This is a genomic window from Klebsiella sp., from assembly GCF_027492335.1.
Lineage (GTDB): Bacteria > Pseudomonadota > Gammaproteobacteria > Enterobacterales > Enterobacteriaceae > Klebsiella > Klebsiella huaxiensis.
In genome coordinates this window covers 21,458-38,981 of the sequence record NZ_JAPUEW010000004.1, presented here as the reverse complement: position 1 = coordinate 38,981, position 17,524 = coordinate 21,458, and the positions used below count along the sequence as shown (strand labels likewise).

The following is a 17,524-nucleotide window of genomic DNA, read 5'->3' as shown; positions in this document are numbered from 1 at the left end:
CGGAGAGCCTAACAGCCACCCTACGGAACCACAAAACAACGGGAGATGTTCATGACCTGGGAATATGCGCTAATTGGGCTAGTCGTCGGTATTATCATTGGTGCCGTGGCAATGCGTTTTGGCAACCGCAAATTACGCCAACAACAGGCGCTGCAATTCGAACTGGAAAAGAATAAAGCAGAGCTGGAAGAGTACCGTGAAGAGCTGGTAAGCCATTTTGCTCACAGCGCTGAGCTACTCGATAACATGGCACATGACTACCGTCAGCTGTATCAGCATATGGCGAAAAGCTCCAGCAACCTGCTGCCAGCGAGCATGGCGGACGCCAATCCGTTCCGTAATCGTCTGGAAGAGTCAGAAGCCGGTAACGATCAGGCTCCGGTCCAGATGCCGCGCGACTACTCTGAAGGCGCATCCGGCCTGCTGCGCGGTGGCGCGAAGCGCGACTAATCCTCCAGCGGCAGTAAAAATATTGTCCGGGCGCCCTCTCAGCGCCCGTCTCCATCTCTCATCCCGGCTACAATTTAAACATTGACCACATTGTTACCTGATCGAAAATTCAATAACATCAGGCCATTCGGGACGTTTCCCATACACCTCAGGTTACGAGAGCCAGCATCTAATGAAGAAACAGACTTTGCTGTTGAGTGCGTTAGCGTTAAGCATTGGGTTGTCGTTGTCCGCCTTACCTCCGGCTGCAGCGTCATTACCAACACAGGTACCGGGCCAGGGCGCATTGCCAAGCCTTGCCCCGATGCTGGAAAAAGTGTTGCCAGCGGTGGTGAGCGTACAGGTTGAGGGTACGGCATCTCCGGCACAGAATATGCCGGAAGAGCTGAAGAAGTATTTTGGCGACAATGCCCCACAAGAGCAGGCGCAGCCGTTTGAAGGTCTGGGTTCTGGCGTCATCATCGATGCAGCGAAAGGCTATGTGTTGACCAATAATCACGTCATCAACCAGGCGCAGAAAATTAGCGTCCAGCTCAACGATGGCCGTGAGTTCGATGCCAAACTGATCGGTAGCGATGAGCAAAGCGACATCGCCCTGCTGCAATTACAAAAGCCCAGCAATCTGACGCAAATCGCTATCGCCGATTCCGATAAACTTCGGGTGGGTGATTTCGCCGTCGCCGTCGGTAACCCATTTGGCCTTGGGCAGACTGCCACTTCCGGGATTATTTCAGCTCTGGGCCGCAGCGGCCTGAACCTGGAAGGGCTGGAAAACTTTATCCAGACCGATGCGTCCATCAATCGCGGCAACTCCGGCGGCGCGCTTCTGAACCTGAACGGCGAGCTGATTGGTATTAATACCGCTATTCTGGCACCAGGCGGCGGCAGCGTCGGTATTGGTTTCGCCATCCCCAGCAATATGGCACAAACCCTCGCTCAACAGCTTATTCAGTTTGGCGAAATCAAACGCGGCCTGCTGGGTATTAAAGGCATGGAAATGAGCGCGGATATCGCCAAAGCGATGAATCTTGATGTTCAACGCGGTGCCTTCGTCAGCGAGGTTCTACCGAACTCGGGGTCCGCTAAAGCTGGGGTCAAATCTGGCGACGTTATCGTTAGCTTGAATGGCAAATCGCTTAACAGCTTTGCCGAACTCCGTTCGCGTATTGCCACCACCGAACCGGGGACCAAAGTGAAGCTAGGGTTACTGCGCGATGGTAAGCCCGTCGAGGTCGAGGTCACGCTGGATAAGAGCACCTCTTCTACCGCCAGCGCTGAACTTATCATTCCTGCCTTGCAGGGAGCGTCGTTAAGCGATGGGCAGATGAAAGATGGGACCAAAGGCGTCGCTATTGATAACGTGGATAAAGGAAGCCCTGCCGCGCAAGCGGGTCTGCATAAAGACGACATTATTATCGGCCTCAACCGCGAGCGAGTACACTCCATCGCTGAACTGCGGAAAGTTCTGGAAAGCAAACCGGCAGTTATTGCGCTGAACGTCATTCGCGGCAACGAAAGTATCTATCTGCTACTGCGCTAAACCTCTTTCCGGACATCGCGTGCAGTGCGATGTCCGGACAAGTCGTGTTATGCTGCGCCTGTCCATCCATCAACGATATCGGCATCATGTCTGGAAAGCTTTTACGTTCAATACTCATTGGCCTGATCGTCGGGGGTCTGCTGCTGGCCATTATGCCTTCGCTGCGCCAATGGCAGCTTTCGCCGACCACGCAATACGATAGCGCGGATGAATCCCCCGCTAGCTATAATCCTGCTGTGCGCCGCGCCGCACCTGCAGTGGTGAACGTGTATAACCGCGCCCTTAACAACACCAGCCAAAATCAACTGACTCTTGGTTCCGGCGTGATAATGGACCAACGTGGCTACATTCTGACGAATAAACACGTTATCAACGATGCGGATCAGATAATCGTCGCGTTGCAGGATGGTCGGGTTTTTGAAGCGCTGCTGGTTGGTTCAGATACCCTCACCGATCTGGCGGTATTAAAAATCAACGCCAGTAGCGGCCTGCCGGTCATTCCGATTAACCCAAAACGCGTGCCGCATATCGGTGACGTGGTGCTGGCGATTGGTAACCCTTATAACCTCGGGCAAACCATTACCCAGGGGATTATCAGTGCCACCGGTCGTATCGGCCTGAACCCGACCGGACGCCAGAACTTCCTGCAAACCGATGCCTCAATCAACCACGGTAACTCCGGTGGCGCTCTGGTGAACTCCCTGGGCGAACTTATGGGTATCAACACCCTGTCATTTGATAAAAGTAACGATGGCGAAACGCCTGAAGGGATCGGTTTTGCTATTCCTTTCCAGTTGGCAACTAAGATCATGGATAAGCTGATCCGCGATGGTCGCGTCATTCGCGGCTACATTGGCATCAGCGGTCGCGAAATTGCGCCTTTACATGCTCAGGGCGGAGGCGGCATCGATCAGCTTCAGGGGATCGTGGTGAATGATGTTGCGCCGGAAGGCCCAGCCGCCCAGGCCGGGATTCGCGCCAACGACGTGATTATTTCGGTTAACGATAAACCCGCAGTGTCAGCTCTGGAAACGATGGATCAGGTGGCGGAGATTCGCCCGGGTTCGGAAATTCCGGTGGTGATTATGCGTGACGATAAGAAAATCACCCTGCATATCGCCGTACAGGAATATCCGGCAACCAACTGACAGTCATGGCAACAACGTCCTCGTTTATTACCGGTCAAGACGCGGGGGAGTTTAGCAGATTTACCAGCAGGTTGAGTCATTCAGGGGCAGGAGAAAACCATAAAAAAGCCGGAAAACAGGTTCCGGCTTATCTTTTCGTGAAAAGTTATTTATTCACAAAATCTTCGCCGAGGGCGATATCTTTCTTCAACGTATCCAGCATCCCTTCCAGAGCCTGCTGCTCGAACGCGCTGAGTTTGCCAATAGTTCGGCGCTCTTCTACGCCATTTTTACCCAACAGTAACGGCTGTGAGAAGAAGCGGGCATATTGACCATCACCTTCAACATAAGCACATTCTACAACCCCTTTCTCACCTTGCATTGCGCGAACCAAAGAGAGGCCGAATCGCGCTGCAGCCTGGCCCATCGACAGCGTCGCTGAACCACCACCGGCTTTTGCTTCAACAACTTCAGTTCCGGCGTTTTGAATGCGCTTAGTCAAATCAGCAATTTCCTGTTCGCTAAAGCTCACGCCAGGAATTTGTGACAATAAAGGAAGAATGGTTACGCCAGAGTGGCCGCCAATAACCGGCACTTCAACGTCTGATGAAGATTTGTCCTTCAGCTCAGCGACAAACGTATTTGAACGGATAATATCCAGCGTCGTGACGCCAAACAGCTTGTTCTTATCGTAAACGCCAGCTTTTTTCAGCACTTCGGCCGCAATCGCCACCGTTGTATTCACCGGGTTGGTAATAATCCCAACGCAGGCTTGCGGGCAGGTTTTGGCGATCTGTTGCACCAGATTTTTCACAATCCCGGCGTTAACGTTAAATAAATCGGAGCGATCCATGCCGGGCTTACGCGCGACACCTGCGGATATCAGCACCACATCAGCACCTTCCAGTGCCGGGGTTGCGTCTTCACCGGAAAAACCTTTGATTTTTACATCGGTAGGGATATGGCTAAGATCAACCGCCACGCCCGGGGTTACCGGAGCAATGTCGTACAACGAGAGTTCTGAACCTGAAGGCAGTTGGGTCTTAAGTAGTAGGGCAAGCGCCTGGCCAATTCCACCAGCGGCGCCGAGGACTGCAACTTTCATCCTAAACTCCTTATTATGGTTAAAATAGTCTTTCGTTACTCCGTCGCCTGGACCTTAATTCACAAGATGAACAATTACAATAATTATGGCTGAAGAATGCGTGGTCGTGCGCAGCGATGCAACAGCTTCGCATTTTCCTCCCTGAGACTGACCATCCAGCAAAGCGTAGTACCGGATCGACTGTTGGTTACAATACACCCAGCGCATTGGGCAGAACAACATCATTTAATAACATTTCATTTACTTTTGTAGCAATTTGCGTGCCGTGACGAAGGCATGTTCCTTATTAGGGTTTTTTGCTAAAATATGCCCCCTTCATAACATTATTTACGCTTCTCCCCTGCGGATTATTTGCATAAAAATGCATGGTTATGCATAATGATGTTGTTTTTACCACCATAATTGGGTGACTTATGCGAAGTTCGGCGAAACAAGAAGAACTGGTTAAAGCGTTCAAAGCGCTGCTTAAAGAAGAAAAATTCAGCTCTCAAGGTGAAATCGTACAGGCGCTACAAGAGGAAGGCTTCGATAATATCAATCAATCGAAAGTCTCGCGTATGCTCACGAAATTTGGCGCAGTGCGTACCCGTAATGCCAAAATGGAGATGGTGTACTGCCTGCCTGCCGAGCTTGGCGTCCCGACAACCTCCAGCCCGCTGAAAAATTTGGTGCTGGATATCGACTATAACGATTCGGTCGTCGTCATCCATACCAGCCCTGGCGCAGCACAGCTGATTGCCAGACTGCTGGACTCTTTAGGCAAGGCTGAAGGTATTCTTGGCAGCATTGCAGGTGACGATACTATCTTTACCACCCCAGCCAGAGGTTTTAGCGTTAAAGATCTGCATGATGCCATTCTCGTCCTGTTTGAACAGGAACTCTAAGCTTCTTCCCTCTGGTTAACTCCAGAGGGCTTCCTCTCAAAAAATCAGCATTTTTTTAACATTTAGTGTGTTTTTCCACTTCTATACATTCCTTTACCTAATGAATATCCCTGAAGCGCACAAAAGATCAAATCATACTATCCATATGATTTTATTAACTATAAAAGTCAGTCATGACCAAAGCCTGACATTTCTAATTCTTATACGTTATAAAGAAGACATTTCTTTGTAATTATTTACAAGAACAACAATTAGCACGGTATTAATATTTTCAGTGATTAGTGTATACTTGATTTTGTGATGAGGGTCACGAAACAAAGACCCCCAACAATAAGATTCGACGAGGTGAACATCATGAAAATCAAAACCACTGTAGCAGCATTAAGCATCCTTTCCGTTCTGTCTTTCGGCGCTTTTGCCGCTGATTCTATTAACAGCGAACAGGCTCAAGGCCGTCAGGCAATCGGCACTATTTCCGTCGGCGCGGTAAGTGCTTCCCCGATGGATATGCACGAAATGCTGAATAAGAAAGCTCAAGAAGAAGGCGCTTCCTCCTATCGCATCATTGAAGCGCGTACTGGTGACCACTGGCATGCAACTGCAGAGCTTTATAAATAAGATTTAACAATTTTCGGTCATTAGCTGAAATGCAGAATATCCCCAGCGGCCTGAGTGCATTGCAACCTCCCGCCGCTGCAAACAATATGATTGGAGTAAAGATTATGAAAAGCGCAATTATCATCGCATCCCTGGGCCTTGCTTCCGTACTCTCTTTTGGCGCGAACGCTGCCGTCAATCAAGTTAACGCTGAGCAGGCACAAAATCTGCAATCTATGGGTACCGTTTCCGTTTCTCAAGTAGGTAGCGCCCCAATGGATATGCGTCAGGAACTGGCGGCTAAAGCCGAGAAAGAAGGCGCCAGCAGCTACCGTATTATTGAAGCCCGTACTGGTGACAGCTGGCATGCTACTGCTGAGCTGTACAAATAAACCCTCGTCGTCTCATCTGACGACTTGCCCCCGCCTGTTGGGGGCTTTTTTTGTCTCTGTCGTGCGTTAAAACGCGAGTTCCCTTCCAGCCCTTCTTCCGCTTCATCAAATGCTAAAGCATCTACGCTGCTTATCGCCAGGTGAGTGTTAGCGCCTTATCCAGCCATAAAACCCGCTATATCAACCTATAACGCGGCGGTTCAGGCGGTTAGCTATTGATCAGTACATGCTGGTATTTATGCAGCATCTCCACCAGCCTGCGCACGGGTTCCGTCACCTGCGGTGATGCTTCCCAGTGCTGTAGCTTTTCCTGATAGATATTGAGTTCATCTAACAGTCTGGCGAAATAATATCGACGTTTATCATCGCTACCGGCAGAAATAACGCGATCGGCTGTACGCCGTAGCTGCCGATGAAACGCAGACAGGTCGTCGTTTATCGGTACAGGTGCATCACGCAGACGTTGATGGGCAATAATCAAGGTCAGCGCCAGACGAAAACGCGCGATATCGCCAGGGAACTTATTCAGCAGTAAAAAAAGTTGGCGATACAGCGCCGGCAGATGGTTCTCCTTGCGTCGCGCCGTATTGGTCGTCAGCGACGAAACCGCTGCCGATACAAACTGGTTTAATAGCACGCGTCCGGTACGTGCCTGTGAATTATCGCGGACCAGCAAGATCACCATCAGCGCGAGGAAACACCCCACAATCTGTCCTAAAGCGCTATCAAGGAACTGGCTAAACTCAAACTTCATCGGGTTATCGAGCACCAGAATATTGATTGTACTGGCCAGCGCCCCCAGCGAGCCCAGACGCCGCTTTTGCACCTCAATGCCGATAAAGAACGCCATCACGGCAAGGCTAATACATAGCAGCAGCATGCTTTGCTGCGTCGCGGGCATAATCACGAGGAAAAACAGCGCACCCAACGGTAAAGCAGCCAACGTGCCGTAGAGGAAATCGATAGCCACCATCCGGGGATTAGGCAAACGCATCGCCAGCGCGGTGACCACCGCAATCATGACCATCGCCCCACTACCCGAAGTCCAGCCAGTCCACAGCCAGAACAGTGTCCCGAGAATACAGGAGATAGATGTACGCCAAAAGTTAACCATCGCATGATGGCGCTCAGCAGATTCAGCCTTAACCACCACTTCGCCCTGAAGAACTTCATTTTCAATACGGCTGATTTTGGTATTGCTGACCACTCCGCGTTTCAATAACAGATAGCGCGTCGCGGCTCCCACCCAACTGTAAATCGTCACCGGGGTATTATGCTCCCCCTTCCAGGTCAGAAAGCGGCGCATCCGTTTTAGTTGCCGGTGAACGTCCTGCACGGTTTCAACTGGTTCAGCAAACAGTTCACGATAGTCATCGGTGACCATTTCAGGGCGCGTATTTTGAATCAGGTAGGTTTCGCAAGCTTGGGTAATCAGGGTCAGAGAAAGAGTATTGATCGCCTTCAGGCGCTGATTCACTTTTGCCCAGCGCGAGGACTCCATAATCAGGTTCCCACGCATACCTTCCAGCGCGTTAGTACGGCGTACCATCGCGCTCCAGGCTTTATCGACTTCTTCTTTATCGCCATGCGCCACGCAAAGCTGCATCAGGCGATATTGATCAATCAGCAGATTATCCAACTCAAGATCGATCTCTTTTTTAATCGAACGCGGTGAAAACAGCAGGTCGGCTAAGATAGCGCTGACGATACCAACAACAATCTCACTGCATCGTTCGACGGCAAACTGCGGTGCCAGCATCGGCTCTGCGTGAATGGTAATGATGATGATAAGTGCGGTATAGCCCGCCAGCCCCCAGGCATAGGAGTTCTCGACACGCACCAGTGATGAGATCCAGGTACAAAAGCCCGCCCACAGGCAGCAGACCAGCATCATCAGCAGCGGAGCGCGGATCATTACAATGATGATCGCAAGCGCGGCTATACAACCAATAAAGGTGCCGACAATACGCAGCATTCCGCGATAGCGAATCGCACCAGAATAGGGTTCTCCCCCGGCAGCAAAAGCCGGGCCAGCGGCGACAATAGCCGCAGTGAGCACCGCCCAACGCGGCGTTTCCAGTTGGAAATGAAAACCGACGAATAGCGCCAGCACTACCGCAGATGCTAATTTCACGGCAAAGCGGAGGTGCCGGGGTTCAATGCTAAAGATCCCCATGACGATTAACCGAACTCACGCAGGCGCATAGCCAGTTTCTGGAAGAAATTTGCCTGGCTAGTATCGCGATCTTCTTTGCCTGTAATGACAACCGTCGCGGTGGTTCCCGCAGGCCAGAGGTTCCCCTGCTGCTGATCAAGATGAATACGTACCGGCACACGTTGCGCCAGGCGTACCCATTCAAGATTGGAATCGATAGAGGCCATTCCTTTTGCATCGCTGCTGCTGCTGGCGTTGGTCACCCCGGCAGCAATGCTGTCCACGGTACCTTTAATCGTGTGCCCGCTTCCCAGAGGGGTGATTTCAGCACGATAGCCTGGACGCACTCCCTCAAGTTTAGTCTCTTCAAGATAAGCCATGACATAGAAAGAGTTCTGTTTCACCAGGGCCACCGCGGTAGAACCCCGGGTAATAAACTCACCACTATAGACGTTCAGGTTAGTCACCCAGCCGTCTGCCGGGGCGCGGATCACCGTGCGATCCAGATCGAGCTTCGCCAGGTCGCGGTTCGCCGTCGCTTTCGCCAACTGATGCTCAACGGTTTGCAGTACGTTGTTCGCCTGGTCTATCTCTTCGCGAGACATCGCCTGCACGCCAAGACGGTTACGGCGACCAGCCTCAACGCGCTTCTCCTGCGCCAAAGTCTGGTAATAGGAGACATCGGCTTCAGCTTCGGCTAATGCTTTCTGGTAACGAGGTTGGTCAATAACGAACAAAACCTGGTCTTTCTTAACCAGTTGGTTATCCTTAATATCCACCTGCGAAATCAGCCCTGAGACATCCGGGGCGATGGCCACGATATCCGCACTAAATCGCGCATCGCGCGTCCAGGGCGAAGCGGTGTAATACACCCATGCGCGAAAAATCGCGATAAATGCGAGGATAACCAGTATCACAGTGATTGCGGTACGGAGGATATTTCTTGTTAGTGTTTTCACATCGACCTCAAACGAACAAACGCGATATCAGATAAAACAGGCAGCAATATAGCGCGGTATTAAACAGCGCCGGGTGCCAGACAAAATCATAAATGCCGGTTGGAACCAGCAGGCGGTGCACCAGCCAGAAGATGGCTAGAGACAATAGCAATTCAAAGAAGATCGGCGGAAACGACAAGCCGAAAATCACAATGACAGGAAACAGACTCATGATGACCTTGATAAGAAGCGTACAGGTGACAAGCTGTGATGAATTTATTATGTAGCTAACAGTATATTAGCGTAATCATTACAGCCTTATCTATATTGTGTGATCTAAATCACTTTTAAGCCAGAGTGAATAATGGAACGACTAAAACGTATGTCCGTTTTCGCCAGAGTGGTTGAACTAGGTTCATTTACCGCCGCGGCTCGCCAGCTCCAGATGAGCGTTTCTTCCATCAGTCAGACTGTAGCCAAACTGGAAGATGAGCTGCAGGTTAAGCTGCTCAACCGCAGCACTCGTAGCCTTGGTTTAACAGAAGCAGGGAAAATCTATTACCAGGGCTGCCGGCGAATGCTGTTCGAAGCCCAGGATGTCCATGAACAGCTATACGCCTTTAACAACACGCCTATCGGTACGCTGCGCATCGGCTGTTCTTCAACTATGGCACAGAATGTCCTGGCTCGCATTACCGCCGAAATGCTCAAAGAGTATCCCGGGTTGTCGATAAATCTGGTGACCGGCATCCCCGCCCCTGATCTCATTGCTGACGGCCTGGACCTGGTAATTCGCGTGGGCGCCTTGCAGGATTCCGGCCTCTTTTCCCGTCGCCTGGGGTCGATGCCGATGGTGCTCTGTGCCGCGAAAAGCTACCTCTATCAGGCGGGATGTCCGGACAAACCCGCAGATCTTGCCAGCCACTCCTGGCTTGAGTATAGCGTCCGCCCGGATAACGAGTTTGAAATCATCGCCCCGGAAGGGATCTCAACCAAGCTGATCCCACAGGGACGCTTTGTGACTAACGATCCGATGACCCTAGTGCGCTGGCTTACAGCGGGTGTCGGCGTCGCTTACGTTCCGCTGATGTGGGTGATCGAGAAGATCAATCGTGGCGAACTGGAGATCCTGCTGCCGAGCTACCAGTCCGATCCGCGCCCGGTTTATGCGCTCTATACCGAGAAGGACAAACTCCCTCTGAAGGTGCAGGTATGTATTAACTCTCTGACGGAATATTTCGTTGAGGTGGCAAAAATTTACCAGGGTATGCACGGGCGCGGAATCACCCGCTAAGTTGATCTGCGCTTTCGCAGGATGCGAAAGCGCATTGGAGAAGTATCAGGCAGTACCGCCGACGGTGAGTTTATCCACTTTGAGGGTTGGCTGACCGACACCAACCGGCACGCTCTGGCCCTCTTTGCCGCAGACGCCGACGCCGCTGTCCAGCTTCAGATCATTGCCAACCATCGAAATCTGCTGCATCGCTTCAATCCCGGAGCCGATAAGCGTCGCGCCTTTTACCGCTTTCGTCACTTTCCCTTTTTCGATCAGGTAGGCTTCAGAAGTAGAGAAGACAAATTTCCCGGAAGTAATATCTACCTGACCACCGCCGAAATTCGGGGCGAAGATACCGTAATCAACCGATTCGATAATCTCCTGCGGCGTGGATTTCCCCGCCAGCATGTAGGTGTTGGTCATGCGCGGCATCGGCAGATGTGCGTAAGATTCGCGACGACCGTTGCCGGTTGGCGCCACGCCCATCAACCTGGCGTTAAGCTTATCCTGCATGTAGCCCTTCAGGATGCCGTTTTCGATCAGTATGTTGTACTGGCCCGGCGTGCCTTCATCGTCGATAGCGACGGAACCGCGACGATCGGCGATCGTGCCATCATCAACGACTGTACACAGTTCTGATGCCACCAGTTCGCCCATATGGCCGCTGAAGACTGAGGTCCCGCGACGGTTAAAGTCACCTTCCAGACCGTGACCCACCGCTTCATGCAGCAGTACGCCAGGCCAGCCCGCGCCCAGTACCACTGGCAGCATCCCGGCAGGTGCGGCAACGGCCGTCAGATTCACCAGCGCCATACGCACGGCCTCTTTCGCCCAGGCATCAGCACGCACTTCGCCATCCTGAGAGGCAAGGAAATAATCATAACCGAAGCGACCACCACCACCGCTGGCACCACGCTCGCGTTTACCATCTTCCTCCACCAGCACGCTGACGGAAAGGCGAACCAACGGACGCACATCAGCTGCTAGCGTGCCATCCGTCGCGGCGACCAAAATTAATTCGTAGACACCGGTCAGACTGGCGGAAACTTCCTGCACCCGCTTGTCGGCGGCACGGGCCGTTTTGTCCACCCGACGCAGAATGTCCAGCTTCTCTTCACGGCTCATGCTCTGCAGTGGATCGATGCTGGTATAGAGGGAGCTGTATTCTACTGCGCCAAGAGTATGGACTTTGCCATCTCCGTGGTCACGCACGATGGTACGAGCTGCCTGCGCACTCTGTTCCAGCGCCAGTCGACTAATTTGGTCGGCATAGGCAAAGCCCGTTTTTTCGCCGCTCACCGCACGCACGCCGACGCCCTGGTCAATATTGTACGAACCATCTTTAATGATGCGGTCTTCCAGAACCCAGGACTCGTGATAGCTCGACTGAAAATAGAGATCGCCGTAATCCAGACGGCGCTCGGCCAGTTGACCAAGAATGGCAAACAGATCCTGATGATTCAGGCCATTTGCCGACAGTAATTGTTCACTTACCAGGTTCAGACTCATCGTTATGCTACTCGTTTGTTGTCGCGTATCAGGCGGAAATAGATACCCTAAATAGTTCAAGTTGCAGGAAGGCGGCAAGCAAGAGAATCCCCAAGAGCATAGATAACTATGTGACTGGGGTGAACGAGCGTAGCCAACGCATCTGCGGCTTGAAATATAACGGGTATAGAACGCTATCTATTGAGAGTGCGATAATTACGCACAATCGTCAAATCATTGCTTTTTGTCGCTCCGCGCCTGGCGCAGGACTTCATTAATTTGCGGCTGATCGATAGGGCCGGTGATGCGATAGCGCAAAATCGAGACCTTGTTCCACAACGGCCCCAGCACCTTGCTGGCGGCAAAGACCGCGGCACCGATAATCGGGTTAACGGCAAAGGCCGCCGCAACGCCTACGGTGGCGGAAATTTCCGGCGCTACCACGGCCTGCAGGTCCAGCTGGCGGCGAACGAGATCGACAGAGCCTTTCATGGCGATATCCGCTTCCAGACCATCGACCAGCGTATCATCGGTATTCATCACGCCGTCTTTAATCCACGCCGTGCTATGAATCGAATCGAAGTAGAACCCTTCGCTAAACGTATCACTAAAGTCAAAACGTAACTTACGCAGCAGCGCATCAACACTCAGCAGACGCAGAAGCTGACCGGCATGGCCGGTGCTCAGGTCGGTAAACTCACCTTTTCCAAGATGGCTTTTTAAGATTCCGTTAAGCGAGGCAACGTCCGGCTGCCACGGCGGCGCGCGCCAGTGCAGGTCATAATCGATATCGAATGCAGAGCCTTTTACCGGAGTTGATACGCCAAAGAAATTCACGAAATCATCGGTTTTATTACCGTGCAGCTTACCTTTTAGCGAGGTCCGTACGCCGCTTGGGGCACTAACCCACACGCCATCCGTAGTCAGGCGACCAAAACCGGTATCCACCAATCCGTTCGCCAGCGTCAGAGTATCCCCGCTAATATTGAAATCACCCTCGATGCGGCCATATTTTTGCCCCCACAGCCAGCACTCTGCGCAGCGAAGCTGAAGATCCGGCCAGCCGTGGAAATCAATTTTGGTATCAGACAGGGGACTGCTGGTTTTCGCCGTCTCGCCGCTCTTCGCTGACGCTGGGTTGTAGTAGAGATAACGAATCGCCGCCAGCCACGGGGCATTTTTACGCATCGTCAGCGTTGCATTAATTTCGCGCCCCTGAGCTTCAACTTTGGTGCCGCCGGCATCGGGCTGTGAAACAAGGCTGACGTTATTCCAGCTCTGGCCCGCCATCGTTAACGCAGGCGTACGCAGCGTGACCCGCTCCGGGAAGACCATATTACTGCTGACATCGTTTGCCGCTCCCCCCTGGAACAGCGCCAGCCACTGCGCACCGTCCATCGGCGGCATGTTCAGTTCTACACCAGATTGCTCAGGCAGCGGTGACACCGCTTTACTGTCAGAGGTCAAAATAGCGCGGTCCAGGGTTAACTTATTACCCAACAACCAGCGGCTGTTAATATGATTTTTTGCGCCAATAGAACCGGTTAGATTGAAGCTGCTTAACCCGCCATCAACCTTGATCTTTACTGGTAAAGATTCACCGGCTTGCTTATCAACTGGCGCAGGTAAGTGACTACTTACATTCTTCAGATCGCCGTTGATATCAACTTTATAGTTCGCACTGCCGTGATACGGCAGCTCAATCGCCACTTTACCGTCCCAGGGTACGTTGCCGCTTAGAGCGCTATCAATCGCCTTGGGTAATAAGCCAGTACGCGACGGCTGCCAGTTGGCTTTCATCCCGACGTCCACCAGGAACGCCTTTTCGCCCTCAGTGGTCGAAAAATCAATATTCAGCGGCTGATTAAACCAGTTGGCGCTCATCGGCTCGCTTTTCAGATCACCATTTGCAAAGCTGAATTTGCCGGTCAGGTTCTGCAATGTGGTGCCGATAGGCTTGATGAACAGGTTGTTGTTCTTCAACTGAACATCGCCTTTCGCAGTGGTCATCTCGCCGTCCAGCGGGATATCAAGATGTAAGCGAGCGCTCACATTACCATCCAGTTGAAGCTCATCCAGCGCCGCACCCAACGTTTTTTTCAATGGGGTCTCATTAAAGTAAGGCCCCACCTCTTTACCCGGCCCGTTAACGTCGGCATCAATCAACAGCTTCTCTCGCGAATAGTCGGGGATAACCGCATCCAGGTTGCTGGCAGTGACTTTACCCAGCATCACCTTATCGGCCTTCATCCATAAACCGTCATTGATAAAGTTGAGGTCGATATTCAGCCCGGTTAGTGCTGGCCAATCAGGCTGGAAAGCAAAGGTGGCGTTCTTAAGCGGCACCGAGACCTGGAACTGGCCTTCGTTATGCTTATATGGGAACAGGTGGGGATTACCGCCGTAGGCCAGCGTGGCATCGGTGGCCTGACCACCTTTAATCGCCCCACTGAGGTAATCTACCAGCTCTTTGCCCATGAGATTTTCCGGGAAGTAGCGCCATGCCTGACCGCCGTCATTGGTACTGATACCGGCCAGAATCCCCAGCCAGGGTTCATCGCCCTGCGGTTGCAGATAGCGGAATCCACCGCGAGCGCGAACACCGATCGCCTGCACATCAATATCGCGACCATCGAGCATAAAGCCTTTATCATTCTTCACCCAGCTCAGGGTCGCATCGCCTTTGGCAATTTCCAGCGGCGCGCGAAAGACCGTCTCATACGGCATTTTCGCCTGTGTCATGCTGACGTGCAGAGCACCGTTCTCCACGCTCCCGGAAACGTTTCCTGAAAAGTGTTCAGCGCCCGGCAACAGCTTCCACTGCTTCCATGACATATCGCTCCAGTCAGCCTGGAAGCGGGTCTTTTCCGCCGCTTGCAAGGGAATATCCAGCGCCAGAAGATTGATTTTTCCGCTCGGCTGGGTAGTTCGCCAGATTTCGCCCAGCGAAGGAGCCAGCTTGTCAGCCATCGGCTGCAGCCCGGTCAAACCGTTAAGGTTAAGATTGCTGGCACGAATGCGCAGTTCGTCGCTGCGCTTGCTGTTGTTCCCGCCGACATCCTGAGCCGGGATCCACGCCATAGCCAGCGCGCCGCGCGGCCAGGGTTTATCATCAATAGAGATGCGCGTATCCGGAATTCGAAAACCCCAGCTTTGATTGTCGCGATAGATATGTGCCGTCAGGTTATCGACCGAAAGATGATGCTTATCTTTATCGCCTTGCCAGCTGGCCCCGCCTTTCTTCAGCCAGACATCGCCGCTGGCAACATCACCTTTATCGATGGTCATCCAGCCTTCAAGGCTAAACCGTGCGCTCTGCAAGGCAATATTGTCCTGCATCCAGCGCCCAAGCCATGGTTTAACGTCGATATCATCGGCCTGAAGCCAGACCCGCCCTTTATTGAGCAGGCCATCTTCGTCGCGCAGATCCATTCGCACCTGCATCACCCCATGCTGGCCGGTCAGGCTACTGAGGCTAAGCTGTCCTTCTGCACGATGGCGATTTTTGCCGTTTAGCCAGGTAAGCTGCGGGATTGCCAACTCAGCCCGCTGGCCGGAAATAGTCAGGAAGCTCAGATGGCTATCGCGGAGGATAAAGTGATCGAACTGGCGGAGGAAAAGATCGCTGATACGGTCGGTTTTCAGCCCCTCACCGCCGTCATTGGTTTGAATCGGGGTGTTAGTATGAACCTGTAACTGCCAGAAAGTGAGATCGCGAAACTGCCAGCGCATATGCAGCAGGCTTTGCCACACGTCCAGCGCCAGGGTGACGCGTTTAATGGAGAGTTCACCGCCATCATTCAGGCCGGTCTTAATATCGCGAACATCAAGCGTAGGGCCAAAAGTTTGCCAACTGGCGGTAATTTGCGAGGCATCGACCGGTACGCCAGCAATAGCGGAAATTTTCGCCAGCACTTGCGGACGCCAGGTGTTCAACTGCGGCAACGCGAGGCGCAGACCGCTCACCAGCAGTGCGACGACGACAATCAATGTTGCCGCGGTGAGCAGTAATATCCCGGGCAGTCGCCTCACGCATCTCTCCTTGTCAGCCTGTTACACTTCATCCGACTGCCTCTCCTAAAAATAGAGGCAAGCGGATGATTACATCATGACCACATCAAACTGCTCTTGATTATAGAGCGGCTCAATTTGCACTTTGACTTGTTTACCGACAAAGATTTCGACTTCAGCCAGCGCATGTGATTCTTCCCCTTTCAGCGTTTCCGCTACCGCAGGAGAAGCATAGACCAGGAAACGATCTGAATCGTAGGCATGATGCACGCGCACGATCTCGCGCATAATTTCATAGCACACCGTTTCCACGGTTTTCACCGTGCCGCGGCCATGACAGGTCGGGCACTCATTGCACAGCACGTGCTCGACGCTTTCGCGGGTGCGTTTGCGGGTCATCTCTACCAGCCCAAGCTGAGAGAAACCGTTGATACTGGTTTTTACCCGATCCTTGCTCAGCGCCTGTTCAAGCGAATGCAGCACCCGGCGACGGTGATCCTCATTGTTCATATCTATGAAATCAATGATGATAATCCCACCGAGATTACGTAGTCGCAGCTGGCGGGCAATGGCCTGCGTCGCCTCAATGTTGGTGTTAAAGATAGTATCATCGAGATTGCGATGACCAACGAATGCACCAGTATTGATATCAACGGTGGTCATCGCTTCGGTCTGATCGATAATCAGGTAACCGCCGGATTTCAGCTCTACTTTACGTTCGAGCGCACGCTGAATCTCATTTTCGACATCAAAGAGATCGAAGATCGGCTGGCGGCCACTATAGTGCTCCAGCTTGTTAGTCATCTCCGGAATATATTCAGCAGTAAACTCGAGCAGCGATTCGTAAGTCAAACGTGAGTCGACGCGAATACGATCGAGCTGTGCATCGGCAAAATCGCGCAGCACACGTTGAGCCAGAGCCAGTTCACCGTACATCTGGTAGCGCGTTTGCTGGCGTTTTTTACGCTCCATGACTTTCGTCCAGACGCGCTTGAGATAGGCAGCATCAGCCGCCATCTCTTGTTCGTGAACGCCTTCAGCCGCCGTACGGATGATAAATCCGCCCTGCTCATCGCAGTAATCGGCCACTACTTTTTTCAGCCGTTCACGTTCAGCTTCGCTTTCAATACGTTGCGAAACACCAACGTGCGAAGCGCCCGGCATAAAGACCAGATAACGGGAAGGAATAGTGATGTCGGTTGTCAGGCGAGCGCCTTTCGTACCGAGGGGATCTTTCACCACCTGCACCATCAGGTCCTGCCCCTGACGCACCAGTTCGGAGATGTCGCGGACGGTAAACTGCTTTTGTTCTTCACCTGCCACACATTCGGTATGCGGCATAATATCGGAAGCGTGCAGAAATGCGGCCTTATCCAGACCAATATCTACAAAAGCCGCCTGCATTCCCGGCAGCACACGGCTGACACGGCCTTTGTAGATATTGCCTACTATCCCACGGCGCGCTTCACGCTCAATATGTATTTCTTGAAGAATACCGCCATCAATATACGCGACACGCGTTTCGGATGGCGTTACGTTAACTAATAATTCAGCTGTCATC

The 17,524-nt window shown here is 52.4% G+C and carries 14 protein-coding genes; 7 read left to right on the top strand and 7 right to left on the bottom strand.

Features of this window, described 5'->3' with window-relative positions:
- Window positions 1-51: 51 nt before the first annotated feature.
- From zapG to degS, 3 genes are all read left to right on the top strand, one after another.
- Window positions 52-450 carry a Z-ring associated protein ZapG gene (zapG, locus tag QVF11_RS00405; RefSeq protein ID WP_110272824.1) on the top strand — a complete coding sequence of 133 codons (399 nt, stop codon included), beginning with the start codon at window positions 52-54 and terminating at the stop codon, window positions 448-450.
- A 172-nt stretch (window positions 451-622) separates the two neighbouring features.
- Entirely contained in the window at window positions 623-1,990 is a 1,368-nt protein-coding gene (degQ, locus tag QVF11_RS00400) for a serine endoprotease DegQ (RefSeq protein WP_112213529.1), read from the top strand.
- A gap of 86 nt (window positions 1,991-2,076) precedes the next feature.
- The gene (gene degS / locus QVF11_RS00395; RefSeq protein WP_142512728.1) at window positions 2,077-3,138 is read left to right on the top strand and encodes an outer membrane-stress sensor serine endopeptidase DegS; all 1,062 of its coding nucleotides are present in this window, start codon (window positions 2,077-2,079) and stop codon (window positions 3,136-3,138) included.
- A gap of 145 nt (window positions 3,139-3,283) precedes the next feature.
- On the opposite strand, the gene mdh is transcribed toward degS, so the two are convergent.
- A complete protein-coding gene (gene mdh / locus QVF11_RS00390; protein WP_112213528.1) occupies window positions 3,284-4,222 on the bottom strand; it encodes a malate dehydrogenase in 939 nt (312 codons plus the stop codon).
- A 413-nt stretch (window positions 4,223-4,635) separates the two neighbouring features.
- On the opposite strand from mdh, the gene argR reads away from it, so the two are divergent.
- From argR to yhcN-B, 3 genes are all read left to right on the top strand, one after another.
- Window positions 4,636-5,106, top strand: coding sequence for a transcriptional regulator ArgR (argR, locus tag QVF11_RS00385; protein WP_110272821.1), 471 nt, complete (start codon window positions 4,636-4,638; stop codon window positions 5,104-5,106).
- 354 nt (window positions 5,107-5,460) lie between these two features.
- A complete protein-coding gene (yhcN, locus tag QVF11_RS00380; protein ID WP_112213527.1) occupies window positions 5,461-5,724 on the top strand; it encodes a peroxide/acid stress response protein YhcN in 264 nt (87 codons plus the stop codon).
- A gap of 104 nt (window positions 5,725-5,828) precedes the next feature.
- Window positions 5,829-6,095 carry a DUF1471 family stress response protein YhcN-B gene (yhcN-B, locus tag QVF11_RS00375; RefSeq protein WP_049114908.1) on the top strand — a complete coding sequence of 89 codons (267 nt, stop codon included), beginning with the start codon at window positions 5,829-5,831 and terminating at the stop codon, window positions 6,093-6,095.
- 208 nt (window positions 6,096-6,303) lie between these two features.
- On the opposite strand, the gene aaeB is transcribed toward yhcN-B, so the two are convergent.
- From aaeB to aaeX, 3 genes are read right to left on the bottom strand one after another with little or no spacing between them, the layout of a single operon-like run.
- Window positions 6,304-8,271, bottom strand: a complete 1,968-nt coding sequence (gene aaeB, locus QVF11_RS00370) for a p-hydroxybenzoic acid efflux pump subunit AaeB (protein ID WP_112213526.1) — start codon at window positions 8,269-8,271, stop codon at window positions 6,304-6,306.
- A gap of 5 nt (window positions 8,272-8,276) precedes the next feature.
- The gene (gene aaeA / locus QVF11_RS00365) at window positions 8,277-9,209 is read right to left on the bottom strand and encodes a p-hydroxybenzoic acid efflux pump subunit AaeA (protein WP_110272818.1); all 933 of its coding nucleotides are present in this window, start codon (window positions 9,207-9,209) and stop codon (window positions 8,277-8,279) included.
- A 7-nt stretch (window positions 9,210-9,216) separates the two neighbouring features.
- Window positions 9,217-9,420, bottom strand: coding sequence for a p-hydroxybenzoic acid efflux pump operon protein AaeX (gene aaeX, locus QVF11_RS00360; RefSeq protein WP_002918640.1), 204 nt, complete (start codon window positions 9,418-9,420; stop codon window positions 9,217-9,219).
- Between the two features lie 132 nt (window positions 9,421-9,552).
- Here aaeX and aaeR point away from each other — a divergent pair, with 132 nt between their 5' ends.
- The gene (aaeR, locus tag QVF11_RS00355) at window positions 9,553-10,482 is read left to right on the top strand and encodes an HTH-type transcriptional activator AaeR (protein ID WP_112213525.1); all 930 of its coding nucleotides are present in this window, start codon (window positions 9,553-9,555) and stop codon (window positions 10,480-10,482) included.
- Between the two features lie 45 nt (window positions 10,483-10,527).
- Here the strand turns inward: aaeR and tldD are convergent, their stop codons facing one another.
- The 3 genes from tldD to rng form a co-directional block, all read right to left on the bottom strand.
- The gene (gene tldD / locus QVF11_RS00350) at window positions 10,528-11,973 is read right to left on the bottom strand and encodes a metalloprotease TldD (protein ID WP_287854719.1); all 1,446 of its coding nucleotides are present in this window, start codon (window positions 11,971-11,973) and stop codon (window positions 10,528-10,530) included.
- A gap of 213 nt (window positions 11,974-12,186) precedes the next feature.
- A complete protein-coding gene (yhdP, locus tag QVF11_RS00345; RefSeq protein ID WP_287854717.1) occupies window positions 12,187-15,984 on the bottom strand; it encodes an AsmA2 domain-containing protein YhdP in 3,798 nt (1,265 codons plus the stop codon).
- Window positions 15,985-16,053: 69 nt separating this feature from the next.
- Entirely contained in the window at window positions 16,054-17,523 is a 1,470-nt protein-coding gene (gene rng, locus QVF11_RS00340) for a ribonuclease G (protein WP_110272814.1), read from the bottom strand.
- Between the last annotated feature and the right edge of the window lies 1 nt (window position 17,524).